Annotated in this window: 20 protein-coding genes and 1 tRNA gene; 6 read left to right on the top strand and 15 right to left on the bottom strand. The window is 69.6% G+C overall.

The window, feature by feature from the left end:
- Nucleotides 1-126: 126 nt before the first annotated feature.
- The 3 genes from N5079_RS16315 to N5079_RS16305 all read right to left on the bottom strand — a co-directional run bounded on the left by N5079_RS16315 (nucleotide 127) and on the right by N5079_RS16305 (nucleotide 2,894).
- Nucleotides 127-690, bottom strand: coding sequence for a Rieske (2Fe-2S) protein (locus N5079_RS16315; protein ID WP_261584667.1), 564 nt, complete (start codon nucleotides 688-690; stop codon nucleotides 127-129).
- A 111-nt stretch (nucleotides 691-801) separates the two neighbouring features.
- A complete protein-coding gene (locus N5079_RS16310; RefSeq protein WP_261584666.1) occupies nucleotides 802-2,217 on the bottom strand; it encodes an AI-2E family transporter in 1,416 nt (471 codons plus the stop codon).
- 134 nt (nucleotides 2,218-2,351) lie between these two features.
- Nucleotides 2,352-2,894 (bottom strand): DUF5324 family protein, encoded by a 543-nt coding sequence (locus N5079_RS16305; RefSeq protein ID WP_261584664.1) that lies wholly within the window; start codon nucleotides 2,892-2,894, stop codon nucleotides 2,352-2,354.
- 139 nt (nucleotides 2,895-3,033) lie between these two features.
- Between N5079_RS16305 and N5079_RS16300 the strand changes: the two genes are divergently transcribed.
- Nucleotides 3,034-3,564 (top strand): peptidylprolyl isomerase, encoded by a 531-nt coding sequence (locus tag N5079_RS16300; protein WP_261584663.1) that lies wholly within the window; start codon nucleotides 3,034-3,036, stop codon nucleotides 3,562-3,564.
- Between the two features lie 231 nt (nucleotides 3,565-3,795).
- A complete protein-coding gene (locus N5079_RS16295; RefSeq protein WP_315967847.1) occupies nucleotides 3,796-4,539 on the top strand; it encodes a rhomboid family intramembrane serine protease in 744 nt (247 codons plus the stop codon).
- 117 nt (nucleotides 4,540-4,656) lie between these two features.
- Here N5079_RS16295 and N5079_RS16290 read toward each other — a convergent pair whose 3' ends face one another.
- A complete protein-coding gene (locus N5079_RS16290) occupies nucleotides 4,657-4,902 on the bottom strand; it encodes a cell division protein CrgA (protein ID WP_261584661.1) in 246 nt (81 codons plus the stop codon).
- A gap of 241 nt (nucleotides 4,903-5,143) precedes the next feature.
- Between N5079_RS16290 and N5079_RS16285 the strand changes: the two genes are divergently transcribed.
- On the top strand, nucleotides 5,144-5,722 hold the full coding sequence (locus N5079_RS16285; protein WP_261584660.1) for an anthranilate synthase component II: 579 nt from the start codon (nucleotides 5,144-5,146) through the stop codon (nucleotides 5,720-5,722).
- A gap of 196 nt (nucleotides 5,723-5,918) precedes the next feature.
- Here the strand turns inward: N5079_RS16285 and pknB are convergent, their stop codons facing one another.
- From pknB to N5079_RS16250, 7 genes are all read right to left on the bottom strand, one after another.
- Nucleotides 5,919-7,778: a Stk1 family PASTA domain-containing Ser/Thr kinase gene (gene pknB, locus N5079_RS16280; protein WP_261584659.1), complete on the bottom strand. Its 1,860-nt coding sequence runs from the start codon at nucleotides 7,776-7,778 to the stop codon at nucleotides 5,919-5,921.
- A 67-nt stretch (nucleotides 7,779-7,845) separates the two neighbouring features.
- Nucleotides 7,846-9,324, bottom strand: a complete 1,479-nt coding sequence (locus N5079_RS16275; protein WP_261584658.1) for a serine/threonine-protein kinase — start codon at nucleotides 9,322-9,324, stop codon at nucleotides 7,846-7,848.
- Nucleotides 9,321-10,778: a peptidoglycan D,D-transpeptidase FtsI family protein gene (locus N5079_RS16270; RefSeq protein WP_261584657.1), complete on the bottom strand. Its 1,458-nt coding sequence runs from the start codon at nucleotides 10,776-10,778 to the stop codon at nucleotides 9,321-9,323. The genes N5079_RS16275 and N5079_RS16270 overlap by 4 nt, the downstream gene beginning before the upstream one ends.
- Nucleotides 10,775-12,124 carry an FtsW/RodA/SpoVE family cell cycle protein gene (locus N5079_RS16265; protein WP_261584782.1) on the bottom strand — a complete coding sequence of 450 codons (1,350 nt, stop codon included), beginning with the start codon at nucleotides 12,122-12,124 and terminating at the stop codon, nucleotides 10,775-10,777. The genes N5079_RS16270 and N5079_RS16265 overlap by 4 nt, the downstream gene beginning before the upstream one ends.
- A gap of 26 nt (nucleotides 12,125-12,150) precedes the next feature.
- Nucleotides 12,151-13,431: a Stp1/IreP family PP2C-type Ser/Thr phosphatase gene (locus N5079_RS16260; protein WP_261584656.1), complete on the bottom strand. Its 1,281-nt coding sequence runs from the start codon at nucleotides 13,429-13,431 to the stop codon at nucleotides 12,151-12,153.
- Complete coding sequence (locus tag N5079_RS16255; RefSeq protein WP_261584655.1) at nucleotides 13,428-13,892, bottom strand: FHA domain-containing protein FhaB; 465 nt, start codon at nucleotides 13,890-13,892, stop codon at nucleotides 13,428-13,430. The genes N5079_RS16260 and N5079_RS16255 overlap by 4 nt, the downstream gene beginning before the upstream one ends.
- Before the next feature lie 17 nt (nucleotides 13,893-13,909).
- Nucleotides 13,910-14,650, bottom strand: a complete 741-nt coding sequence (locus tag N5079_RS16250) for an FhaA domain-containing protein (protein WP_261584654.1) — start codon at nucleotides 14,648-14,650, stop codon at nucleotides 13,910-13,912.
- Between the two features lie 157 nt (nucleotides 14,651-14,807).
- Between N5079_RS16250 and N5079_RS16245 the strand changes: the two genes are divergently transcribed.
- A tRNA-Leu gene (locus N5079_RS16245) sits at nucleotides 14,808-14,893 on the top strand.
- Between the two features lie 347 nt (nucleotides 14,894-15,240).
- Nucleotides 15,241-16,425 (top strand): MFS transporter, encoded by a 1,185-nt coding sequence (locus N5079_RS16240; protein ID WP_261584653.1) that lies wholly within the window; start codon nucleotides 15,241-15,243, stop codon nucleotides 16,423-16,425.
- Here N5079_RS16240 and N5079_RS16235 read toward each other — a convergent pair.
- A complete protein-coding gene (locus N5079_RS16235) occupies nucleotides 16,394-17,407 on the bottom strand; it encodes a hemolysin family protein (protein WP_261584652.1) in 1,014 nt (337 codons plus the stop codon). The genes N5079_RS16240 and N5079_RS16235 overlap by 32 nt on opposite strands.
- Nucleotides 17,404-18,855, bottom strand: coding sequence for a hemolysin family protein (locus N5079_RS16230; RefSeq protein WP_261584650.1), 1,452 nt, complete (start codon nucleotides 18,853-18,855; stop codon nucleotides 17,404-17,406). Before N5079_RS16230 ends, N5079_RS16235 begins: the two co-directional genes overlap by 4 nt.
- 293 nt (nucleotides 18,856-19,148) lie before the next feature.
- Here N5079_RS16230 and N5079_RS16225 point away from each other — a divergent pair, with 293 nt between their 5' ends.
- Nucleotides 19,149-20,462, top strand: coding sequence for an LCP family protein (locus tag N5079_RS16225; RefSeq protein WP_261584649.1), 1,314 nt, complete (start codon nucleotides 19,149-19,151; stop codon nucleotides 20,460-20,462).
- A 329-nt stretch (nucleotides 20,463-20,791) separates the two neighbouring features.
- Here N5079_RS16225 and N5079_RS16220 read toward each other — a convergent pair whose 3' ends face one another.
- Together N5079_RS16220 and N5079_RS16215 are read right to left on the bottom strand one after the other, a co-directional pair.
- Nucleotides 20,792-21,448, bottom strand: coding sequence for a GOLPH3/VPS74 family protein (locus tag N5079_RS16220; protein ID WP_261584648.1), 657 nt, complete (start codon nucleotides 21,446-21,448; stop codon nucleotides 20,792-20,794).
- A 167-nt stretch (nucleotides 21,449-21,615) separates the two neighbouring features.
- On the bottom strand, nucleotides 21,616-23,799 hold the full coding sequence (locus N5079_RS16215) for a DUF222 domain-containing protein (RefSeq protein WP_261584647.1): 2,184 nt from the start codon (nucleotides 23,797-23,799) through the stop codon (nucleotides 21,616-21,618).
- Nucleotides 23,800-23,827 lie beyond the last annotated feature (28 nt).

Here is a 23,827-nt window from a genome sequence, read left to right as displayed (position 1 = left end):
AGAGGGTGTCTCGGGCCGTACAACCGGAGCGCATGATCACCAATGATGTACGGCCGGCCATGCCTGCGGCCATATCTGGGAACCCTTGCATGATCACGCTCAGTGTTGGGGGGAACGGGGGACAGGTCAGGCGAGCCGGATGACGCCCTTCTTCACCTTGATCTTCTTCCGGGGGAGTGAACGCGTGGCCGGGCCGTTCACGACGTGGCCGTCGGCGATCGAGAACCGGCTCCCGTGGCACGGGCAGTTGATGGTGCCGCCGCTGATCGTCGCCACCGTGCAGCCCTGGTGCGTGCACTTGGCGGTGAAGCACTTGAAGACGCCCTTGGAGGGCTGGGTCACCACGTATTTGCCCTTGAGGATCTTTCCGCCGTGCAGCGGGATGCTCTTGGTCTTGGCGAGCACCACCCCCTGGGCGGTCTCCTCGCTCTCCTCGGAGGCCTCGGCGGGAGTGGCGACCGCGACGCGGGTGAACAGCGCCACCGTGCCGGCGAGCACCGCCTTGGAGAAGAGCGCCCGGCGGCTCGTGCGAGGAGCGGCGGGAGCGGCGTTGCCGAGGGGGGCCGCGGTGGCGGTGTCGGGGGCGGTGGTGTCGATGGCGGTGGTGTCGATGGCGGTGGTGTCGATGGCGGTGGTGTCGGGGGTTGCCGTTGCAGGGGTGGCCCGGTCGGGCAGGGGGGACTCTGACATGACGGGCTGGGACATGCCGTGCCTTTCGCGTCGCAGACGGATCCATCTACGAGAACGGATCACAGTGGCGACCGGTTCACGGCAGATTGCCCCGAAACAATTCACATCACGTCACAGCCGTTCCTGGCGGGGGAGCACGACCTCTCTCAGCAGGAGGAGGATGGCGGCGGCGAGCGGGATGCCGAGCAGGGCCCCGACGATGCCGAGCAGCGCGCCGCCGAGCAGCGCGCCCACGATGGTGGCCACCGGCGGGACGTCGACCGACGACTTGAACACGCGGGGAGAGATGACGTAGTTCTCGATCTGCTGGTACACGATGAAGAAGACCACGCACGCGATCCCGGCCTGGGGCGACGTCAGGAACCCCACGCCCGAGGCCACCACGGCCCCCAGGACCGCGCCCACCATCGGGATCAGGTCGGTCACCGCGACGAAGATGGCGAGCGCCAGAGCGTACGGCACCCTGAAGATGGCCAGGAAGATGAAGGTCACCACGCCGGCGATCAGCGAGATGATCAGATTGCCGGCGACGTAGCCGCCGATCTGGTTGATGACCTCGTCGGTGAGCAGCCGGACCCGGGTGCGCCGGGACCGCGGCACGAGGCGGTAGCCAGCCTCCTTGATCGAGCTCAGTGACCCGAGGAAGTACAGCGTCAGCACCAGCACGGTGAGGCCGCTGAACAGCGCGCTGATGACGACGCCCGCCACGCCGAGGAGCCCCCCGAACATCTGCGTGGCGAGGCTGCCGCTGGAGACGTACTGCTGGAGCTTCTCCAGGAGCTGGTAGCGCTCGTCGACCGAGCGGATCAGCGGATGGTTCTGCATCTGCTGCACGAACTCGGGAAGGTGCTGGACGAAGCCCGTGGTCTGCTCGGTCAGCGGGGGGACGATCGCGAGCCCGAAGGCCACGAAGAACGCGATGACCGAGCCGAACACGATCGTGATGGCGAGCCGCCGGGAGAGGTTGCGCCGCTGGAGCGCCTCGACGGCCGGGTTGAGGCCGATGGCGAGGAACAGCGAGACGACGATCAGCACGATGGCCGACCCCGCGCTGGCGACCGCCTGGACCAGTAGCCAGGCGGTGAGGACACCCAGCGCGGCCGTCAGGCCGAAGAGGAAGGGATTGCTCCGCAGTGGGCGGCCGGGCCGTCCGAAGGGCTTCTCCTCGTCCCGCTGCGGCTTGTCCCGCCCAGGTCTGTCCCGGTCAGGTCTGTCCTGGTCGGGCTCGTCAGCTCTGCTCGCGGGCCGGTCGGCGGCGCTGTCTCCGTGGGTCACCACGGGCCATGGCCCGACTTCATGGGCGGCCTCAAGCGCTGCCTCAGTGTCGGCCTCACTGTCGGCCTCACTGTCGGCCTCACTGGCGGCCTCATCGTCAGCCTCGGAGGGGCGGGCTCCGCTCGCGGCCGGGCCGTACGGCCTGACCGGGTCCTCGTTGCCGGCCATGCCCGAGGGCCCGCCGTTCTGGATCAGCTCAGGGGAAAGCACGCCGAACGCATCGACGCGGTGGGAATCGCCAGTCTCGGGCACGCCCCCACGGCTGCCCGCGAAATGCCCAATTAGTCCTATATATGCGTTTGGTAAGGAGAGAAAGGTCACCCCTACATGCGTGTACGGCCAGCGCCTGGTGGCGCCGGCCGTACACAACAACAGGCCATGTCGTGCTAGGAGAGCTTGCCCGAGATGTCGTTGCTCTTCTTGCCCACCGTGTCGGCCTTCTTGTTCACGGTTTCGGCGGCTCTGTTTACCGTGTCGGCGGTCTGCTCGGCCCGGTCTCCGACCCACTTGCTGGCGTCGGCGCCGGTGTGCCGCAGGCTGTCCTTCATGGTGTCCGTCCACCGCTGGGCGTTGTTGCGGTACATCGCCACGCCCACCGCACCGATCGCGGCACCGGCGAGCAGCGCCAACACCGGCCAGCGGCGCCGGGCCTTGGCCCTCGGCGGCACGTCCACCTTCCTGGCCAGGTCGGCCAGGAACGCGCTCACCATCGGCGCGATCTGGTCTTCGACCGAATGCGCGGCCTGGTCAATCTTCGGCGCCGCCCACACCCGGGCATCCTCAACGCGGTGCGTCGCGACGTCGCGGGCGGTCTCCGCCACCGGACTCACCTTGTTGCCCGCCTTTCTGGCCTGGACCTTCACCTGGCCCAGCCACGACCGCGGAATGATCACCTCGGCGCGGCGCCTTTTCTTCATTGTCAGGGACACGATCAACCTCCCCTGTAGACGGGGCCCCGTGACGACCCCTTCCCGTGTGGTTGCGGCTCAACCATGGGCGGTGCTTAGAGTCATGCTCGATACCCTGTTCACCGGACAACTAACACCCGTACACAAGGGGGCGGCCTCCGTGGCTGAAAACCTCATCGCCAATCTGCGGACCAACCGTGGCACGATCCGCGTCAAGCTCTTCCCGAACCAGGCGCCGAAGACGGTGCGGAACTTCGTCGAGCTCGCCGAGGGAACCCGGGAGTGGACGCACCCGGAAACCGGCGCCAAGACGACCGACAAGCTGTACGACGGCACGATCTTCCACCGGGTCATCGGCGGCTTCATGATCCAGGGCGGCGACCCGCTCGGCCAGGGCATCGGGGGCCCCGGCTACGACTTCGACGACGAGATCCACCCGGAGAACCAGTTCAACCGGCCCTACCTGCTGGCCATGGCCAACGCGGGGAAGCGGTTCGGCAGGGGCACCAACGGCTCCCAGTTCTTCATCACGGTCTCGCCGACCCCGCACCTCAACCAGGGGCACACCATCTTCGGTGAGGTCGTCGAGGGCACCGAGGTCGTCGACGCGATCGCCAAGACCGAGACCGACGGCCGCGACCGCCCGGTCAACGACGTGGTCCTCGAAGAGGTCACCATCGAGCGTTCCTGAGCCAGGGTCGTGAGAGGCGGCGGCCGGGGCGTCGTCGGCTTATAGGCTGGGAGCCGTGGAAATGCCACTTGGAAGGACTCCATGACCTCCCAGCCCCCGCCACCGACGCCTCCCCCGGCGGAGCCACCGGCGCACCCCGGGTCGGAGGCCGTGCCGACCTGCTTCCGGCACCCCGACCGCGAGACCTACGTGCGCTGTCAGCGCTGCGAACGTCCCATCTGCCCTGACTGCATGCGCGACGCGGCGGTGGGCCATCAGTGCGTCGAGTGCGTCCGTGAGGGCAACCGCGCCGTACGGCCGGCACAGGCGGTGTTCGGCGGCGCCGCCGTCACGACCCCGCGGGTCACCTGGACGCTGCTCGTCATCAACGTGCTGGCCTACGCCGCCGAGTTCGTCCAGCCGGGGCAGGTCCTCGGCAGATTCCAGATGTGGTCGCTGGGGGTCTACGTGGGCCAGTGGTGGCGGCTCATCACGGGCGCGTTCCTCCACGCGCCGCCTCCGAGCCTGTGGCACATCCTGTTCAACATGTGGGCGCTCTACGCCATCGGCCCGGAGCTGGAGCGGCGGCTCGGCTCCGTCCGGTTCGCCGCGCTGTACCTGCTGTCGGCGCTCGGCGGCTCGGTCGGCATCTACCTGTTCGGAGACCAGGCGGTCGGCGCCTCAGGCGCGATCTACGGGCTGTTCGGCGCGCTGTTCGTCGTCGCCAGAAGGCTCGGCTACGACGCTCGCGGCGTGCTCTGGCTGATCGGCATCAACGTCGTGCTGACGTTCGTCGTCGCGAACATCAGCTGGCAGGGCCACCTGGGCGGTCTCGCCACCGGCACACTGGTCGCGGCGGCGTTCGCGTACGCTCCGTCACGGAACCGCACCGTCGTCCAGTTCGCCGCGGCCGCCGCCGTCCTTCTGGTGCTGGTCCTGCTCGTGATGCTCCTCCCGCCCACGGCATACCAGGGGTTGCCTGCGATTACGGGCTGAGATCAGCGCTGCCCACAGGCTGTGGATAAAGGCTGTGGAAAGATTGGGCCGAGGAACCGCCGACGTTGAAGCGGCGGCGGTACGGGGCCCGCTATCCGCCCGTTCGCCTGCGGACGGTCAGCGCCACTTCGTGGACAGCACCACGCCGAAGATGATGAGGCCGAAACCGATCAGCAGGTTCCAGTTGGCCAGCGCCTGGATTCCCGGCGTGTGCGGAGCGATGTAGTACACCGCGATCCAGATGATGCCGATCAGCCACGCGGCGACCATGACAGGGGCGAGCCAGCGCGGGCTGACCTTCACCGTCTGCGTCTTCTGCGGCGGCGTGTAGACGGCCTTCTTGCGGGTCTTGGGCTTGGGCACTGGAGTTCTCCTGGTGGGCACCCGCGCGGAATGCGGGTTCTGTCAGTAGCGTAGTCGTTGTTCGGGCGGAGTCCGGAGCAAGGATAGTGGGCGCGGCCGTTCCGCCGCGATCCCCTGAAAGCGCGACCCCACTGACCAGGGACGATGCCCGCTTACTTACGGCAAGACGCCCGAATTGCCGTATTCTGGTGTGTCGGCTTCTTCAGGAGAGGCCGCGCTTCTTCGCGCCATGGTTGGACGCATGACCGATATTCGCGTGCTCGTCGTGGACAATCACGACAGTTTCGTACACACGATCGTCCAGTATCTCCGCGAGCTGGGCGCCGACTGCGACGTCCGGCCGCGCGACCATGTCACCGTGGACGACGCCGGCGGGTTCGACGGGGTCCTCGTCTCCCCCGGGCCGGGAAGTCCCGAGGCCGCCGGGGTCAGCGTCCCCCTTGTCCGTCACTGCGAGGAACGCGGCATCCCGCTGCTCGGCGTGTGCCTCGGCCACCAGGCGATCGCCGTGGCGTACGGCGGGACCGTCGCCCGCGCCCCCGAGCTGATGCACGGCCGTACGAGCCCGGTCGCGCACGACTCGCGCGGCGTGTTCACGGCCATCCCCTCGCCGGTGACGATGACGCGCTACCACTCGCTCGCCGTCGTTCCCGACACGGTCCCCGACGCCCTGGAAGTCAGCGCGACCACGCCCGACGGCGTCATCATGGGCCTGCGCCATCGGACCGCGCCCATCGAAGGCGTGCAGTTCCACCCCGAGTCGGTCGTGTCCGAACACGGTCATCGGCTTCTCGGCAACTGGCTCGCCCAGATCGTGTAACGCTTCCCCCCGCCCCGACGACTACCAGATGAGGGCCTCCGCCATTGCCCCCGAGTGGCGGAGGCCCTCTCTGCGTGCCTGTCTCCTTCGGGCTGGCGGAGGCCCCTCTCTTCGTGCGTGCGCAATGGCGGCCCGGATATAGCAAGAGGGCCCCTCCGGGTGGAGGGGCCCTCTTCGGTTGGGTCGAGGAGAACGGCTAGTTGCCGAAGGGGTTGTCGCCGTCGCCGATGTCCACACCGCCGTCGCCACCGTCGCCGCCGTCGGTCGGCTGGTCTGTCGGCGTCGGATCGGTGGGCTGGTCGGTCGGCTGCTGCTGCGGCCCGCTGGACACCTTCAGCGTGATCGTGGTGCCCGGCGTCAGCTTGGCGCCCGCCCCCGGCGACTGGTCGATCACATTGCCCGGAGGCACGTCGTTGCTCGGCTGCTCGACCACCTTGACGTGGAAACCCGCCCCTTGGAGCGTGTTCTTGGCGTCATCCAGCGTCTGTCCGATGACGCTCACGAGCTCGATGGTGTCCTTGGGCACGTAGAGCCGGACGAGGGTGTCCTTCGAGACGTCCTCGCCCACCTTCGGGTTGGTGTCGTAGACCTTGTTCTGCGGCTTGCTCGAGACCTTCGGCACGATGGTGACCTTGAGACCGAGGCCCTCCAGCTCGGCCTTGGCCTCCTCCGGCGACTTCCCGAGGATGTCATCAGGGATCTTTATGGTCTCTGGACCCTTGGAAAGGACGACGGTCACGGTCGAGTTTGGCGCGACCTCGGTGTCGGCCACAGGGTCGGTGCTGACGACCGCGCCCTTCGGCACGTCGGCGCTGAACTCCTCGGGGCCGAAGGCGACCTTGAGCTTCGCGCCCTCGATCGCCTTCTGCGCCGCCTCCTTGGTCTGGTTGGTCACGCGCGGGACCGTGACGTTCGTGGCGCTCGGCGACCCCCCTGAGCTCAGGAAGGCGTAGCCCACGCCGACGAACGCCCCGATGACCAGGAGCGGGACCAGGATCCAGGCCGCGGTCTTCAGCGCGGTGTTGCCGCCGCCGCCGCCGCTCCGCCGCCGCCCGTCGTAGCGCCCGCCGCGCTCCTCGGGGCCGTAGTCGTACTGCGGGATGGACCGGGTGCCCTGGGTCGGCGGGCCGCCGGCCGTCGTCATCGTCCGCGTGCGGTCCGCTCCGCCGTACGCCCCGTAATTGTTGGCCATCGCCATCGTCTGCGGGTCGACCGGCATGCCGGACATCGCCCGCTGGATGTCGCCGCGCATCTCGGCGGCGCTCTGGTAGCGCTGGACCGGGTCCTTCGCCATGGCCTTGAGCACGATGGCGTCGGCCCACTTGGGGATCTCGGGGTCGATCCGCGACGGCGGGATCGGGTCCTCGCGGACGTGCTGGTACGCGATGGCCACGGGGGAGTCGCCGGTGAAGGGCGGCTGACCGGTCAGCAGCTCGTACAGCACGCACCCGGTGGAGTAGATGTCGCTGCGGGCGTCGACGCGCTCGCCGCGGGCCTGCTCGGGGGAGAGGTACTGCGCGGTGCCGATCACCTGGGCGGTCTGCGTCATCGTCGCCGCGGAGTCCGCCATCGCTCGCGCGATGCCGAAGTCCATGACCTTGACCTCGCCGTTGGTCGTCAGCATGATGTTCGCCGGTTTGATGTCCCGGTGGACGATGCCGCCGCGGTGGCTGTAGTCGAGAGCCCGCAGGATGCCGTCCACCAGCTCCATCGCCCGCTCGGGCAGCAGCCGCCTGTCGGCGCGCAGCAGGTCCCGCAGGGTCCGCCCGTCGACGAACTCCATCACGATGTACGGCACGGGCGTGCCGTCCATCATGTCCTCGCCCGTGTCGTACACGGCGATGATGGAGGGATGGTTCAGCGAGGCGGCGGACTGCGCCTCCCGCCGGAAGCGCGCCTGGAAGGTGTGATCTCTCGCGAGGTCCGAGCGGAGCGTCTTGATCGCGACAATACGGTCCAGCCGGATGTCCCGGGCGCGATACACCTCGGCCATGCCGCCACGCCCGACGACGCCGTCGAGCTCATAGCGTCCGCCGAGAAGTCGTGGCTGAGTCATTTCCTGCACTGTCCCTTGCCGTTCATCTTGGGGTGCCGCCGGTGTCCATCATCGACCCCTTTCCCCATCACGTCCCCTCATTCGGAGGGCTCGTGTCGGTCGGGGACTCCGTGGGGGCCGGAGTCTCACTTGGCGTCGCGGTCGGGGTGGGCGTCGGAGTGGGGGTAGGAGTCGGGGACGGAGCCGGTGTGGGCTTCCTGGTGGATGGTGCCGACGTGCCTACGGTAGCCGACGGCGGCGCGGAGGGCAGGTCCGACGTCACCGGAGCCGTGTGACGCGGCGCCTTCGGAGTCGGTGTCCTCGACGGCCGGGCCGAGGGAGACGCGGGGGCCTGCGTCGCGGTGTCACCCGTGTCCTGCGTCGTGTCCGCGGACCGCGTCGCGATCAACGCCAGCACTCCGAGGCCGACGGCGGCGGCGCATCCCGCGGTGGCTAAGAACACGGTCGCCGGGCGGCGGCGGCCACGCCTGGTAGGCGAGGGAGGGCCGGGACGCCGGGGGCCCGCCGGCCCCGAGGTCGGCGCCGCCCCAACGCTGTATCCCTGGTCGTAGCCCTCACCCGACGCCGTGCCGTACCCACTGGCCGGAGCCCCGGAGCCGGCCCGGGTGTCGCTGTCGAAGTAGGGCAGGGCCGCGGTGCCGGATCCGGACGCCGTCGCCGGGCGGGCGTCGCCGACGGCGAAACCGGTGGGGTCGGTCAGGGTGCCCAGTGCCGTGGCGCCGGTCCCCGCGAGGGCGTCCCGCAGCATGAGTGTCCGGTCCACCAGTTGGGGGCCGGTCGCCGGGCGCGTCCCGGGGTCCTTGGCCAGCATGGCGAAGACCAGAGCCTGCACCGGCGCGGGCACACTGCCCGGAAGCGGCGGCGGCGCGTCGTTCAGGTGGTGGAGCGCCAGCGCCACCGGCGTCTCGCCCGTGAACGGAGGACGGCCCGCGAGGCACTCGTACGCGACGACGCCGAGTGAGTAGATGTCGGTCGCGGAGGTGAGGGCGCTGCCCGACGCCTGTTCGGGGCTGACGTACTGCGCGGTGCCGAGCACGGTGCCGGTCTGCGTCATCCGCGCGGCCTCGAGCGCCCGCGCGATGCCGAAGTCGGTAATCTTGACGTCGCCGGTCTCGGTGATGAGCAGGTTGCCCGGCTTGATGTCGCGGTGGATGACCCCGGCCTGGTGGGCGGCGTGCAGCCCCCTGGCGGTCTGGTGGATCACATCCAGCGTGACCGCGGGGCTCAGCGAGCCGTTGCGGGCCAGGATGGCCGACAGCGGCTCACCCGTGACCAGTTCCATGACGAGGTAGGCGAGGCCGTCGCTCTCGCCGTAGTCGAAGACCTGGGCGATCCCGGGGTCGGTCAGCCCCGCGGTGATGCGCGCCTCGGATCGGAACCGCTCACGGAACGCCGGATCGGCGGCGACGTGGCGGCGCAGCAGCTTGACCGCGACCTCCCGGCCCAGGAGTTCGTCGGCGGCCCGCCACACCTCGCCCATACCGCCGGCGGCGATGGGCGAGGTGAGCCGGTAGCGGCCGCCGAGGACCGAGTTAGGCGAGGTCACTGCCCGAGCACCGCCTGCATGACGTCGTGCGCGATCGGGGCGGCGACCTGGCCGCCGGTCGCGTCGTTCCCGGCGCTGCCGGACTCGACGAAGACCGCGACGGCCACCTTCGGGTCCTCGACCGGGGCGAAGGCGATGAACCAGGCGTGCGAGGGCTTGCCCGGGGCGGTCTCCGCCGTACCGGTCTTGCCGGCGACAGTGATGCCCGGAAGCTGGGCGGCGGTGCCGGTGCCGTGCTGCACCACGTTGGTCATCATCTTGGTGAGCTCGGCGGCGACCTCGGGGGTGACCGCCTCGCTCAGCTCGTCCGGACGGGTCGAGTCGATCTCGCCGCCGTCCGGGCCGACGATCTTGTTGACGAGGTACGGCTTCATGACCGTGCCCTGGTTGGCGATCCCGGCGGCGACCATCGCCATCTGGAGGGGGGTCATCTGGTTGCTCTGCTGGCCGATGGAGGTCTTCGCCAGGGCCGCCTTGCCCTCATCGGGGCCGATGTCGCTCGGGGTGACGAGCAGCGGGATGCTGAGGGGCGCCCCGATGCCGAACTTGGCGGCCTGCTCCTTCATCTTGTCGTAGCCGAGGTCCATGCCGATCTTCGCGAACGGCGTGTTGCAGGAGATGGTCAGCGCCTCGACCATCGTCGCCTGGCCGCCGCAGGACTCCCCGTGGTAGTTGTGCAGCGCGATCGTGGTGCCCGGCAGGGGCAGCGCGTCGGGGGCGTCGACCGTGGTGTCCGCGTTCCGGGAGCCGTCGTCGCTGAAGAAGGCCGCCGAGGTGACGGTCTTGAACGTCGAACCGGGAGCGTAGGTCAGGTTGATGGCCCGGTTGAGCAGCGGCTTCTGGTCGTCCTTGTCCAGCTTGTTGTACGCCTTGTTGACTTTGGCCTTGTCGGCCAGGGCGAGCGGGTTCGGGTCGTACGACGGAACCGAGACCATCGTGAGGATCGCCCCGGTCTTCGGATTGAGCGCTACGACCGCGCCCCGTTTGCCGGTGCTCGCCAGGTCCTTGTACGCGAGCTGCTGGGCCTTGGTGTTCAGGGTCAGGTCGACACTGGCGCCCTTGGCCGGCTTGCCGCTGACCAGGTCAACCGCGCGGCGGACGATCAGGTCGGGGTGGCTGCCGTCGAGGAAGCGCCTCTCGGCGCCTTCGATCCCGGTGGAGTTCTCCGGGGCGAAGTAGCCGACCACGTGGGCGAAGGGTTTACCCAGCGGATACTGCCGGGCGAACCGGTAGGTGGGGTCCCCGGTGTCCACTGTTTTGGCCAGCGTGGTCTTGCCGTCGTCGGCCGTGATCCAGCCCCGGTCGACGGCGTAGCGGGCGTAGAAGGCCCGCGCGTTGCGCGAGTCGGTCCGCAGCTCCTCGGCCTTTACCGTGCCCAGGTAGGTGACATTGGCCATGAGCAGGCCGAACATCACCAGGCACGCGATCGCGACCCGCTTGAGCGTGCCGTTCATCGTTGCATCACCTGAGTGAGTCCTTCGTCCTGGATGGCCTGGGGCGGCGGGCGCCGGGCGGCATCCGACATGCGTACCAGCAGAGCGATAAGCATCCAGTTAGCGAGCAGCGCGGAGCCGCCCGCCGACATGAACGGCGTGACCAGTCCGGTCAGTGGGATGAGCCTGGTCACGCCACCGACGATGATGAACAGCTGCCAGGCCAGAATGAAGGCCAGGCCGCCCGCCAGCAGCTTGGAGAACGGGTCTCTGGCGGCGAGCGCCGTGCGGAGCCCGCGCTGCACGATCAGGGCGTACACCATGAGCAGGGCCATCAGGCCGGTGAGGCCGAGCTCCTCGCCGGTCGCGGCGAAGATGAAGTCGGAGAACGACAGGGGGATCAGCTTGGGGTGACCCTGGCCGAGCCCGGTGCCCAGGATGCCGCCGGAGCCGATTCCGAACAGGCCCTGCAGGAGCTGGTAGCTGCCGCCGAACGGGCGATCGTAGAGCGCCGGGTCCTGCGGGTCGAGGAACACCTCGAAACGGTCGTGGACGTGGCTGAAGACCTGTCCGGCGAGGATCGCGCCGCCCACGAACAGCAGCACGCCGATGAGCACCCAGGAGGTGCGCTGTGTGGCGATGTACAGCATGGCGATGAAGGCGCCGAACAGCAGCAGCGAGCTGCCGAGGTCCTTCTGCATGACCAGCACGCCCAGGCTGACCGCCCACGTGATGAGGACGGGCCCGAGGTCCCGCGCACGCGGCAGGTCGATGAACAGGAGCCGGCGGCCGGCGAGGGCCAGCACGTCGCGCTTGGCGACGAGGTAGCCGGCGAAGAAGACGACGAGCGCCAGCTTGGCGAACTCGGCCGGCTGGATGGTGAAGCCGCCGATGCCGATCCAGATGCGGGCGCCGTTGATCTCCTTGCCGATGAACGGCAGCAGCGGGAGGACCAGCAGTCCGACGCCGACGAAGCCCGCGGTGTACGTGAGGCGCTGCAAGGCGCGATGGTCCTTCAACACGATCAGAGTCGCGGAGAACATCACGACGCCGAGCGCCGTCCACATGAGCTGGTTGGTGGCGGACGCGCCCGCCTGCCCGGTCTGCTCGATCCGGTAGATCATGACCAGCCCGAGCCCGTTGACCAGGGTCACGAGCGGGAGCAGCAGAGGGTCGGCCCACGGGGCGAATTTGGCCAGCACCAGGTAGGCCGCGAGCATGAGCCCGCCGAGGCCGAGGCCGTAGGTCAGCATGCCGGAGGGGATCTTCTTGTCGATCCCGAGGCCGACGCTTGCGTAGGCGGCCATGACGATGAGCACGGCGAAGGCGAGCATCGCCAACTGCGCCCCGCGCCGCTTCGCGGTCATCGGGACGGGTTCGCCGTCTACGGCACTCACTTGACGGACCTCGTGGGGGTCGGCGTCGCGTCGGCGCCCTGCGGGGGCTGCCCTGCCGGGGCCTTGAAGCTTTTCATCGTCGCGATCCCGGCCTGGAGGTCGTCGGCCGGGATCCCGCTGCGGATCTGGTCCTGCTGGACGGCGGAAAGCGAAGAGACACGCACGTGTTCTGTATAGGCGACCTTTCGGAGTGACACCGGCCCCAGCTGCGCGTCGACGCCCTGGAAGACTGCCAGCTCGTCTCCGTTTGCCCCGACATAGAACTGATCCTGCGTCCACTGATAGCCGAAATAGCCGCCGACCCCGAGCACGGCGACGACCAGCAGCGGAGCGGCCACCTTCGGCCAGGACCGGCGGCGTTTTCTGGAACGCCGGCCGGAGGCCAGGGCCTCCGGCGCGGCGTCGTCGTCGAGATCGTCGTCCACGATCACCGGCTGCGGCGCGGTCACCGTGGTGGCCCGCCCCGCAGGGGTGTCCGGAGGCGCGGAACGCACCCGGCCGGAGCCGGCCGCGCCCACGACCGCCGCGGTGGAGGTCACCGGCGGCTGCAGGTCGTCGATCTCGATCACATCGGCGACCACGCAGGTGATGTTGTCCGGCCCGCCGCCCCTGTTGGCCAGGTCGATGAGCTGCCGGACGACGTCTTCCGGGTCGTCGATCGTGCTGAGCGTGTGGTGCAGGGTCTCGGCGCTGACGACGGTGGACAGGCCGTCCGAGCACAGCAGGTACCGGTCGCCCACCTGGGCCTCCCGGTCCTGAAGGTCGGGATCGACCTCGCCGCTGCCGTCGAGCGCGCGCAGCAGGATCGAGCGTTGCGGGTGGTTGGCGGCCTCTTCCTGCGTGATGCGGCCGTCGTCCACCAGCGACTGCACGAGAGTGTGGTCGTGCGTGATCTGGTACAGCTCGCCGTTGCGCAGCAGGTACGCGCGGGAGTCCCCCACATGGACCAGTGCGAACCGGGGGCCGTTCCAGAGCATCGCGGTGAGTGTGGTGCCCATGCCCTTGAGGCTGGGGTCCCGGGCCACCATCGCGTGGAGCTGATGGTTGGCGTCACGGACCGCCGCTTCGATCTCGCTGAGCAGGTCACCGCCGAAGGCGTCCTTGTCAAGGGACGACAGTGCGGCGATGGCGACCGAGCTGGCCACCTCGCCGTGAGCATGTCCGCCCATGCCGTCGGCGACGGCGAGCAGGCGGCCGCTGGCGTACGCCGAGTCCTCGTTTCCTTCACGGAGGAGGCCGACGTCCGAGCGGGCGGCGTAGCGGAGTGCGATTGTCATTTGCGCAATTCGATGACGGTCTTGCCGATGCGGATCGGAACTCCGAGAGGCACCGGGGTCGGGCGGGTCACTTTCGAGCGTTCGAGGTACGTGCCGTTGGTGGAGCCGAGATCTTCCACGATCCACTGGCCGTCCTGGGGAAATAGCCGGGCATGCCGGCTGGAAGCGTAGTCGTCGCTGAGAACCAGCGTGGCGTCATTCGCCCGGCCGATGGTGATTGGCGTCTCCGTGAGGTTGATGATGGTCCCTTGCAGGGGGCCACCCGTGACGATCAGCTGACGTGGTTCCCCCTTCTTGGGCTTGGACACCGGTTTGGCCACCTTCGCCGGCTTCCGTGCGGGTGCGGGAGCCGTACGCGGGCCGAACAAGTCTGTCCGGATTACGCCGACCGCGGCAATCACGAAGAACCACAGCACCGCCAGGAAGGCGAGCCGGATCAGCAGCAGCGTTAGCTCGGACATGGACCGTTTGTCTACCTCTAATCGCGCCGGAACACCAGTGTCGTGCGACCCAGTGTCACCCTCGTCCCGTCCTGCATCTCGATCCTGCGGATCGGCTGGCCGTTGACGAAGGTGCCGTTCGTGGACCCCAGGTCGACGAGCACGACCTGCTGTCCTTCCACTCGTAGCTCGGCATGATGCCGTGATACGCCCGGATCCACCAGCCGGAGGTCGCAGTCGGTACCGCGGCCGAGCAGCGTCACCGGGGTGGTCAGCTCGTAGGACCGCTGTCCCTGCGGGTCGTCCTGGGTGGAGACCAGTAACCGCGGCCGGCCGGCGAACGCGCCGGGACGGCTCGCGGGCAGGTCGCTCACGGGCTGGCGGATCTCGTCCTGCTCGACCGTCGCCCCCCGGATGACGCCGGACCGGATTCGGAACAGCCCGACCGCGAGGTCGTCGGCGGTCTCGAAACGCACCCGGACGGGGCCGACGAACGAGTACCCCTGCTCCTTGGCGTACTCCCTGGCGAGGTTCGCCAGCTCGTGGCTGATGCTGTCGGCGTACACCTCCAGCCGCTCGCTGTCGGTGGTCGACAGTTCCACCACGAAGTCGTTGGGCACGAGCGTGCGACCCTGAGCGACGATCGCGGCGCGCTCGTCCATCTCCCTCTGAACGGCGCTGGCAACCTCGACCGGCTGAAGCTCGGACTTGAACGCCCGCGCAAAGGCCCCTTCAACCAACCCTTCGAGCCTCCGCTCGAAGCGCTGAAGGACTCCCACCGGGTACCTCCCTTCCACACTGTCTATGGTCGCGACCGCTCCGGCGCTGCAGCGAGCTCCTTCGCTCCGTCGTTTAGAAGGATCGTATCCGGGTTCCGTAGCACGGGCGGTTACGTGCTAACCTTTCCAAGCACCCAGCAATGGGAGTTCCCGCAAGGGGCAAGTGGCGGAATGGCAGACGCGCACGGTTCAGGTCCGTGTGTCCGAAAGGACGTGGGGGTTCAACTCCCCCCTTGCCCACCAGCGATGGTCAGGCCTCGGAAGGCCGGAAGCGAAGCTTCCCTCTCCGGGGCCTTTTCGTTGTGCCGGTCGGCCTGGTCGCACGGAACTGCCTCCCCTTCGTCGGAGTACGGATCAAGCTACTGGCTGGGTGAGCGCGATTGAAGCCCCCGGCGGCGAGCCGGGCGTCTCGTCTCCACGCCGGTCCGGTACGGCGCGCGCCTTCCAAGATTCTCTGGAAATGACCTTTCAAACCGCTTTCTCGTGGCTCGCAGCCATCTCTTGGCGAAAACCCACATGGCCACGCCTTCTGTCTCAATATATGAGCGAATACGTCTTGATATGAGAGATGTGGCGTAAGGTCCCCGGTCATGGAGACACCGAGTCGCTGGGCCATGCTGAGCCTGGGTGTGGCCGCCCAGGGCGCCGGATGCATGTTCATATACGGCCTGCCGTTCCTCCTTCCGACCCTTCAGGCGGCCCGTGGACTGTCCCTCGCCGAGGCGGGCGCCGTCGTCGGTGCTCCGAGCGTGGGGACGCTGTTCACGCTGATCGCGTGGGGCTGGGCCGCCGACAGGTACGGTGAGCGGATCGCGATGACCAGCGGCCTGGCCCTGGCCGCCGTCTTCCTGGCGCTGGCGGCGTTCGCCGGCCATCCGGCGCTGCTGACCGCGCTGCTCGGCCTGGCCGGAGCCGCGGGGTCCTCGGCGAACGCGGCGAGCGGGCGGGTGGTGCTCGGCTGGTTCCCCAAGGAGAGGCGGGGTGTCGCCATGGGCTGGCGGCAAGCCGCTCAGCCGCTGGGCGTGGCCGTCGCCGGCGCGGTGACCCCGCTCGCCCTGCACCTGGGCGGCGTCCGGGGCGCTCTGCTGGCGATGGCCGCGATCTGCCTGGTCACCGCGGTATCAGTGGGCCTCATGGTCGTGAACCCCCCTCGGCCGGAGGCCGTGAAGGGCGAGCGCGCGGCCTCGCCGTACGGGAATCCGGCGCTCTGGAGGGTCCACGCGGCGAGCATGCTGCTGGTGGTCCCCCAGTTCGCCACAGCCGTGTTCGCTCTGACCTACCTGGTGACCGAGCGCCACTGGGCGGCCGGGACGGCCAGCCAGGTGGTGGCGGCCGCCCAGTTCGCGGGAGTGGGCGGGAGGTTGCTGTGCGGCCGCTGGTCGGACTGGGCCGGGAACCGGGTCGGGCCCATGCGGCAGCTCGCCATGATCAACGCCGCCGCCATGATCGCCCTGGCGGCGGCCGTGCAGGCCGCGAACGCCGCGGCCCCCGCGCTGCTGATCGCCGGTCTCGTCATCTCGATGAGCGGCAACGGGCTGGCCTTCACCGCCGTCTCCGAGCTGGCGGGATCGACCTGGGCGGGCCGGGCGATGGGCGCACAGAACACCGTCCAGAACCTCGTGGCGGCCGGGACGCCACCGGCTCTGGGCGTGCTGATCACCCACACCGGCTTTGGTACGGCTTTCGCCCTGGCCGGCGCGCTGGCCCTGGCGGCCTCCGCCGCGACCCCCGGCGTCGCGGCGGTCACACGGCCAGCAGCTCGCCGACCAGCCTAGTGAGGTCGATCACTCCGATGGGCGTGCCGCTCTCGTCCGTGACGAGCCCTAGCTGGGCGTGGGCCTCCTGGAGCACGGTGACCGCGTCCGGGATCGTGGTGCCCTTCACCACGCGCGGCGCGGGCGTGGCCAGCTCCTCCGGGCGCCGCCCCCGCTGGACCAGCACGTCGCGGACGTGCAGGACCCCCATCACGCCCGGTGTGTCGTCCGGCGAGACCACCAGCATCCGGAGGCTGCCCGTGCGAGCCGCCGTCTCCCGCACGAGCCGGTCGTCCGCGCCGGCGGGCACCGAAGGCGCCGCGGAGATCGGCGACATCAGCCGCTCGACCGGCTGTGACTGGACCCGGAGCGCGCGGGTGAGCAGGTCGTGCTCGTCGCGGTCGAGCATGCCCATCCGGCCCGACTCCGCGACCAGCATGGCGAGCTGGTGAGGGGTGCGGGTGGTGGCCAGCTCGTCGCGCGGCCGAACGCCGAACAGGTGCAGCAGGGCGTTGGTCAGGCCGTTCAGCACGGCGAGGATCGGCCGGACAATCCAGGCGAAGCCGCGGAACGGCAGCGCCAGCCCCATGGCCGCGCGCTCCGGGTGGGTGAGCGCCCACGACTTGGGCGCCATCTCTCCCACGACCATGTGCAGGAACGTCACGAGCCCGAGCGCCACGACGTAGGCCACCGGCGTCCGCGCCGACTCGGGCAGCAGCGCGAGCACCGGCTCGAGAAGGTGCTCGATGGCGGGCTCGGCCACCATGCCGAGGCCCAGGGAGCACAGCGTGATCCCGAGCTGGGCGCCCGCGAGCATGAGCGACAGCTCGCGCCCGCCGCGCACCGCCGCCCGCGCGGCCAGCTTCGCGGGCCGGCCGCCCGCGAGCGCGGCCTCCTCCAGCCGGTGCCGCTTGGCCGAGACCAGCGCGAACTCGGCGGCCACGAAGAGCCCGTTGCCGATCAGCAGGACCATTCCGAGCAGGATCGCACCCAGGCTGCTCACGCGGGCCTCCCCTGGAAGAGGGCGGAGAACAGCTCGGGCGCGTAGTCCACGGCGACGTCACGCCGGTCCGTGAGGTCCTCGACGGCCCGGCCGTGGCCCGGCTCCCCGTCGATCAGCGAGAGCCGCACCCACTCGGGGACGCGGCGGCGGACGCTCGTCACGGTGAGGAGGGCACGATGGTCGCCGGGCCGCTCCTCCGCGAACGGGTCGGCCTCGGGAAGGACCTCGACGGTGACCTGGTCGCCCGGCTCGGCCATGCGGCCGAGGGAGGCGAGCACCAGCCCGGCGATGGTCTCGTAGTCGTCGCTCTCCGGCAGCCGGACGCCGGTGGCGCGCTCGACCTCGTCGAGGCGGAGCGTCCCCGGCACGTCCCAGGAGCCGTCCTCGTGCCGGACCACGCCGAGCGGCTCGGGGTCGTTCTCGTCCACCAGTTCGCCGACCAGCTCCTCGGCCAGGTCCTCGATGGTGACGACACCCGCCAGCCCGCCGTACTCGTCGATGACGCACGCGAACGTGTCGCCGGCGGGCTGGGCGGACATCCGCTTGAGCAGCACGGGCAGCGGCAGCGTGGCGGGCACCAGCATGGGAGCCCGCGCGATGCCGCCGATGAGGCCGCCGTCAGGAGAACCGGCCTCCAGGTACTCCCGGACGCCCGTGACGCCCACGACGTCGTCCGCGTCGGTGCCGAGCACCGGGTAGCGCGAGTGGCCGTGCGCGCGCAGGGCGTCGAGCAGGTCGCTCACCGGCCACTCCGCCCGCAGCGAGACCACGCGGGGGCGCGGCACCATGACGTCCTCCGCGGTGCGGTCGCCGAACTCCAGGGCGCGCTCCAGCAGCTCCGCCAGCCGCGGCGGGAGCTCCCCGGCCGCAGCGGACTCGGCCACGATCCGAGACAGCTCCTCGGGCGTGGCGCCGTGCTCCAGCTCCTCGATGGGCTCGATGCCGACGAGCCGCAGCAGCGCGGTCGCCGAGGCGTCGAACAGGTGGATCACCGGGCCCGCGACCTTGAGGTACGCCAGGGTCGGCCGGGCCAGGAACTTCGCGACCGGCTCGGGCCGCGCGATTCCGAGATTCTTGGGGGCCAGCTCGCCTAAGATCATCTGTACGATGGTGGCGATGGTGATGCCAAGGGCCACGGCAAGGCCGGGGACCATGGTCTTCGGCACTCCGGCGCTCTCCAGGGGACCGCGGATGACGTCCGCGATCGCCGGTTGGGCGATGAAGCCCACCAGCAGCGTGGTCACGGTGATCCCGAGCTGCGCGCCGGAGAGCATGAAGGACAGGCGGCCCGTGACGTCGAGGGCCCGCCGCGCCGCGGCGTCACCGCCGGCGGCCTGCTCGCGCAGCGCGCTGCGGTCGGCCGCCACGAAGGCGAACTCCTGGGCGACGAAGTATCCGGTGGCGAGAGTCAGAAGAAGAACGGCCAGCAGGCCGGTGGCGGCGCTCATCGGGCGCCTGCCGTGTGGTCATGGAATCCCGTGCTCGCGCACGGGCTGGTACTCCACGGGTCCGGGACGGACACGGACAATCCTTTCGAGAGGTGGTCTACAACCGTAACGGCTGAGCCGTCTTCGGTGTTTCCACGGCCTCTTTATTGTCCGCTTAGAGCGTGTCTGACTAGCTTTCACGAGGGAAGTCTTGGTGAGAGATCTGCGCTCGTAAGAAGATGGCGGCGTACCGTCAAGCGAGTGGCGGTAATCGCCAAAGCGGGGTCAGGAAGCTGAGGGGCTGGGGAGACGACGTGGCCGAGGACGACGAGGCGACCCGGGCGATTCGCCGGCCGGACGGCGTGCGGTCGGCCGCCGGGCAACCGGCGCACCCGGTTCCCGATGCCGTTCGGGCGGGATCCGGCCACGAGTCCGGCCGATCCGGCCGATCCGGCGGATCCGGGCCGTCCGGTCAGTCCGGTCAGTCCGGTCAGTCCGGTCAGTCCGGTCAGTCCGGTCAGGAGAAGTGGTCGACGACGCTGCCCCGGATCAGGTCCAAGGTGTACGGCAAGCCGCGTTCGGGGCAGGGCCCCGTAAAGCCGATCGGCGGGACGCGCGACTCCGGCCCCGAGGCGGGCGGCGGGTTCTACGGAGGCGGAGGCGGCGGCGCCAGGCGGCCGAGGCGGGTCGGCAGGCTCGTGTTCCGGATCATCGCGGGCCTGCTGGTGGTGCTGATCGTCGCCGCGGTGGTCGGATATTTCTGGATCGGTTCCAAGCTCCGGGGTGTCGAATCGCTCACTGACTACAGCGGGCGGCCGGCCGCGACCCCAGGGGAGGACTGGCTGCTCGTCGGCTCGGACAGCCGGGCGGGCCTGACGGCCGCGCAGCGCAGGAAGCTCGCCACCGGCAAGGCGGTCGGCAAGCGGACCGACACGATGATGCTGCTCCACATCCCCTCCAGCGGAAGGCCGACACTCGTCAGCCTTCCCCGTGACTCGTACGTGCCGATCGAGGGCCACGGCAGCGACAAGCTCAACGCGGCGTACGCCTTCGGCGGGCCCGTGCTCCTCACCAAGACGGTCGAGCGGGTCACCGGGATCCGGATCGACCACTACATGGAGATCGGCTTCGGCGGGTTCGTCGGCATCGTCGATGCCATCGGCGGGGTCAACATCTGCGTGAAGCAGGACATCAAGGACCACAAGGCCGGAATCAACCTGCAGAAGGGCTGCCAGGACATGGACGGCGGCACGGCGCTCGGCTACGTCCGGACGCGGGCCACCGGGGCCATCCCCGACTTCGACCGGACCCAGAGGCAGCGCCAGTTCTTCTCCGCCGTCGTGCAGAAGGCGGCCAGCCCCGGCACGCTGCTCAACCCGTTCAGCTCCGTGCCGCTGGCGCTGAGCGCGGCCGACTCGGTCGCCGTGGATCCCGGCACCGGCCTCTTCGACCTGCTCTCGGTCGGCCTGGCGATGAAGAACAGCCCGGTCACCACGGCGGTGCCGATCGGCTCGCTCCCCACGATCAACGGCGCCGCCGTCGTGAAGTGGGACACCGCGAAGGCCCTCCGCCTTTTCCAGGCCCTCGCCCAGGACAAGCCCATCCCCAAGGACACCATCACCAAGTAGGCATTCACGTCGCGGCTGGATTGCAGGGGCGGTGGATCCCGCTGGCGCTCGGCGGCGGTAGGGCGGGGACGGGCGGGTGTTCCGGCCGGCCGTGACAGTCGCGCTCTGGTGAGGCCGCGTCCGCGGCCCTTCGCGGGCGCGGTGGTCTCTGGCACGGTCTTACGCCGGCCTCCACACCCACCCGCCCCCGCCCATGGGGTGCCGTTGAGGTGAGGCGGGCGACACCAGGTGGCGTACGACGCGAGCGCGGCACCCGGCTGGAGGTGAACGCTTTCAGACCTTCTGGCGCCTACCAGAGGTGTCGCTGACCGGCCGCCGGTTGCCGGTGGTCAGCCTCCGCTGCTGACGGCGCCCCCTGCCACGGCGGCGGCGACCCCGGCGGCGACCGCGGCGTGGACGGAGGCGATGGTCTTCTTGACGGCCACGCCGGCCCACTCCCCCTCGGCAACCTCCTTGATCCGCTCCTTCCGGGCGTGCGGGAACGCCTTCCGGTCGAGCTTCGCGGCGTTCAGCACGGCGATGAGCACGGCCAGCCGCTCGTCAGGCTCCGCCCCGGCCAGCACGCTCTCGACCCGCTGCCGGATGCCCTGCTCGACGCTCGCGTCCAGCGCGGGGTAGCGCCTCGACGGGAAGATGCCGAGGACCTTCGTCTCCTGCTCGGTCAGGACGCCCTGGTCCGCGAGGCGGGAGAGGAGCCGCTTGCGCAGTTTGTTGCCGTTGAGCTTGCCGACCCACCATTCGGGCTTGTGGTCGCGCGACTCTCCGGCCATCCGGGCCAGTGCCGCGTCCAGCTCGTCGTCCCCAAGGGGGCTCACATCGCGGACGACGAGCTTTTTGCCGTCGAGGTCGATGCGTCCGTTGATTGCGAGTTCGGCGACGATGGCCCCAGCGAGGGCGGCGTCAAGCTCGGTCGAGCCGATCTGCGGCTTGCCGGTGTCGTCCCGGTAGGCGAGGAGCAGGACTTCATCTGCGATCGTGATGCTCACGCCCTGAGACTACGCGTCACTTCCGCTGAAGAAAGGGCCCCAATCGGATCGGGATGCTCGGCCGGCGTCGTGGGCCATATGCCCTCAGTTTCGCCCGTACGGCTCGGCCCCTTTGTGGAGCTCAGCGTTGTCCGTACGGCTCGGTGTCGCCTGTGGTTGTGTGAGGTTCAGCGTCGGAATCGGTTGGCGTAGCGGCCTTTTCTGCCGAGGTGGATGAGGGTCCAGGTGCCGTCGTCGTTCCGGCGGATGGTGTAGCGCTCGGGGTGGGCGGCTTTGTCCCGGTTGTGCCAGGTGCAGGCAGGCGCGAGTTCTTCGAGGTCGGTGACGCCGTCGTCGACCCAGCCTTTGACGTGGTCGATTTCGGACATGTCGGCCGGGATTGGGCAGCCATCGCAGTAGCAGGTGGCGTAGCGGGCCATGAGGGCCTGCCGTTGCGCCGGGGTGGCCAGCCGTACGGCGCGGCCCATGTTCAGGATCTGGCCTTCGGCGCCCACGAGCATGCGGACGAGTTTGGAGGTCCGTGCCAGCCGGTGCACGTCAGAGATCGGCAGCAACTGCCCGGTCGCGATCAGTAGCCCGGGCGCGAGCCGATCCGGGATATGCCCGCACCTTCCACACGCCGCGTCCCCGGGGCTTTCGCCCGTGTCTCTGCTTCCGGCACCTGCTCCGGCTGAACCGGTGCCCGCGCTGTCGCAGGCCCCGCCCGCCGGTCTGTCGCCGGTGTTCGCGCTTCGGGTCCCTGCCCTGGCTGAACTCCCGGTGGTGCACGCGCTGTCGCAGGTGCCGCTAACGCAGAAGGTCGTGCCGTGCCCGCTATCAGGCGTCTTGGGCTGAGCACCGTTGAGGTCAGGGGCATCGGCATCCGCAGAGGGCTCGCCATCGCTGAGGTCAGCGGCGGCGGGGTCAGCGGCGGTGGGGTCAGCGGCGGTGGGGTCAGCGGCGGTGGGGTCAGCGGCGGTGGGGTCAGCGGCGGTGGGGTCAGCGTCGCTGGGTTCGTCGACGCCGGCAAGGTTGACGCTGGCAAGGTCGGCATCAGCATCGGCGGCGTCGGCATCGGCGGCGTCGGCGTTGGTGGAGTGGTCGGCGGTGGGGTCAGCGCCGAAGGGGGCATCGCTGGTGTCAGGGTTGGTGGGGTCGTCGGGGAGGGATTCGGCGCGGACGAGGACGAGGAGTTCGGTGGTGACCTTCTTGCTCAACAGCGCGGAGAAGGCGTCGGCTTGGCGGACCCGGAGTGGCCGGTCGTCGTCTTTGGCCTTTGGCCGTGCGTAGGCGGTGAAGAACTCCCGTAGCCGGGCGGCGGCCTCTCGCGGCAACCGGAATTCGCCTTCCACGCCACCGGTGGAGGAGGGGCGGACCAGCAGGAACCGCGTCGCGTAGTCATCGTCGGCGTCGTCGTCGAGTGTGCCGGGGTCGAGTAGTTCGCGTAGGTAGCGCCCGGCTTTGCTGATTTCCGCTGGGGTCGCGTGGTCGGCCAGGTCCACGAGAATTCGTTCGACCAGGGCGGTTTGCTCGTCGGTCAGCCGGGAGGTGACCTGGGCGATCGCGTCGACCGCCCCCTCGGCAAGGGTGCCGGTCGCGAACCGGTCTCGGACGAGGGGCAGGCGGGCGAGTTCGGTGGCCAGGCGGGTCAGGCGGGAGGCGGCCCCGCCGGTCATCCCGGCAGCGGTCCGTAGCCACGTCCCGGTAGAGGCGTGTCCGTGACCTTTGGCTTCACCGGCCGCGTGAACCCGCGATACCCGCGCGGCGATCGCCGAGGTCAACCGATCCCGGGCGAACAGCAGTTCCTCTGTCTCGACCAGGCACAACGCGGCGGTCTCCGGCAGGTCGGTCATCGCGAGCCGGGACGCTACGTCCGCGAGGTCGGACACGAGCGACCCGGAGTTCACCGGCTGGTCCGAATCCGCTGGCCGGTCCGAAGTCATCGGGCCGTCCGAATGCGCCGGTCCGCTCGGCCCCTCCGGCTGGTCTGAAGCCACCCGCTGGTCGAAACCCTTCGGCTGGTCGAAACCCTTCGGCTGGTCGAAACCCTTCGGCTGGTCGAAAGCCGTCGGCTGGTCCGAAGCCACCGGGCCGCTCGACCCTGCGGGGCCGTCCGAAGCCACGGGCTCGTCCCAAGCCACCGGCCCGCCTGAACTCTCTGGCTGGTCAGATTGTGCAGGCTCCCGCGGGACGCCCACGAATTGCTGCCAAAAGTCCTTCTGCCACGCGTTGCCTTGGTCGTCGTCGGCGGAGCGCTGGCGCGGGATGTAGTCGGGGTCGAGCACGGTGCCCTTGAAGATCGCGGGCAACTCGCGCTTGGACCGGCCAGCCGTACGAGAGGAGCCCAACACATCGATCAGCGAATCGAACATCGAAGGCACCCCCCTTTGCGCCAGCGGA

It is taken from the genome of Planotetraspora sp. A-T 1434 (assembly GCF_025420585.1).
Lineage (GTDB): Bacteria > Actinomycetota > Actinomycetes > Streptosporangiales > Streptosporangiaceae > JAOEGB01.
Note: the sequence above shows the minus strand (reverse complement) of the source record. Positions and strands in the feature narration are given on the sequence as shown.

Excerpts from the sequence above, each read along its gene's own strand:
- N5079_RS16315 (WP_261584667.1), bottom strand. The coding sequence starts at position 690 with ATGTCAGAGTCCCCCCTGCCCGACCGGGCCACCCCTGCAACGGCAACC.
- N5079_RS16295 (WP_315967847.1), top strand. The coding sequence starts at position 3,796 with ATGCGCGACGCGGCGGTGGGCCATCAGTGCGTCGAGTGCGTCCGTGAG.
- N5079_RS16285 (WP_261584660.1), top strand. The coding sequence starts at position 5,144 with ATGACCGATATTCGCGTGCTCGTCGTGGACAATCACGACAGTTTCGTA.
- pknB (WP_261584659.1), bottom strand. The coding sequence starts at position 7,778 with ATGACTCAGCCACGACTTCTCGGCGGACGCTATGAGCTCGACGGCGTC.
- N5079_RS16270 (WP_261584657.1), bottom strand. The coding sequence starts at position 10,778 with ATGAACGGCACGCTCAAGCGGGTCGCGATCGCGTGCCTGGTGATGTTC.
- N5079_RS16265 (WP_261584782.1), bottom strand. The coding sequence starts at position 12,124 with ATGACCGCGAAGCGGCGCGGGGCGCAGTTGGCGATGCTCGCCTTCGCC.
- N5079_RS16260 (WP_261584656.1), bottom strand. The coding sequence starts at position 13,431 with ATGACAATCGCACTCCGCTACGCCGCCCGCTCGGACGTCGGCCTCCTC.
- N5079_RS16255 (WP_261584655.1), bottom strand. The coding sequence starts at position 13,892 with ATGTCCGAGCTAACGCTGCTGCTGATCCGGCTCGCCTTCCTGGCGGTG.
- N5079_RS16240 (WP_261584653.1), top strand. The coding sequence starts at position 15,241 with ATGGAGACACCGAGTCGCTGGGCCATGCTGAGCCTGGGTGTGGCCGCC.
- N5079_RS16230 (WP_261584650.1), bottom strand. The coding sequence starts at position 18,855 with ATGAGCGCCGCCACCGGCCTGCTGGCCGTTCTTCTTCTGACTCTCGCC.
- N5079_RS16215 (WP_261584647.1), bottom strand. The coding sequence starts at position 23,799 with ATGTTCGATTCGCTGATCGATGTGTTGGGCTCCTCTCGTACGGCTGGC.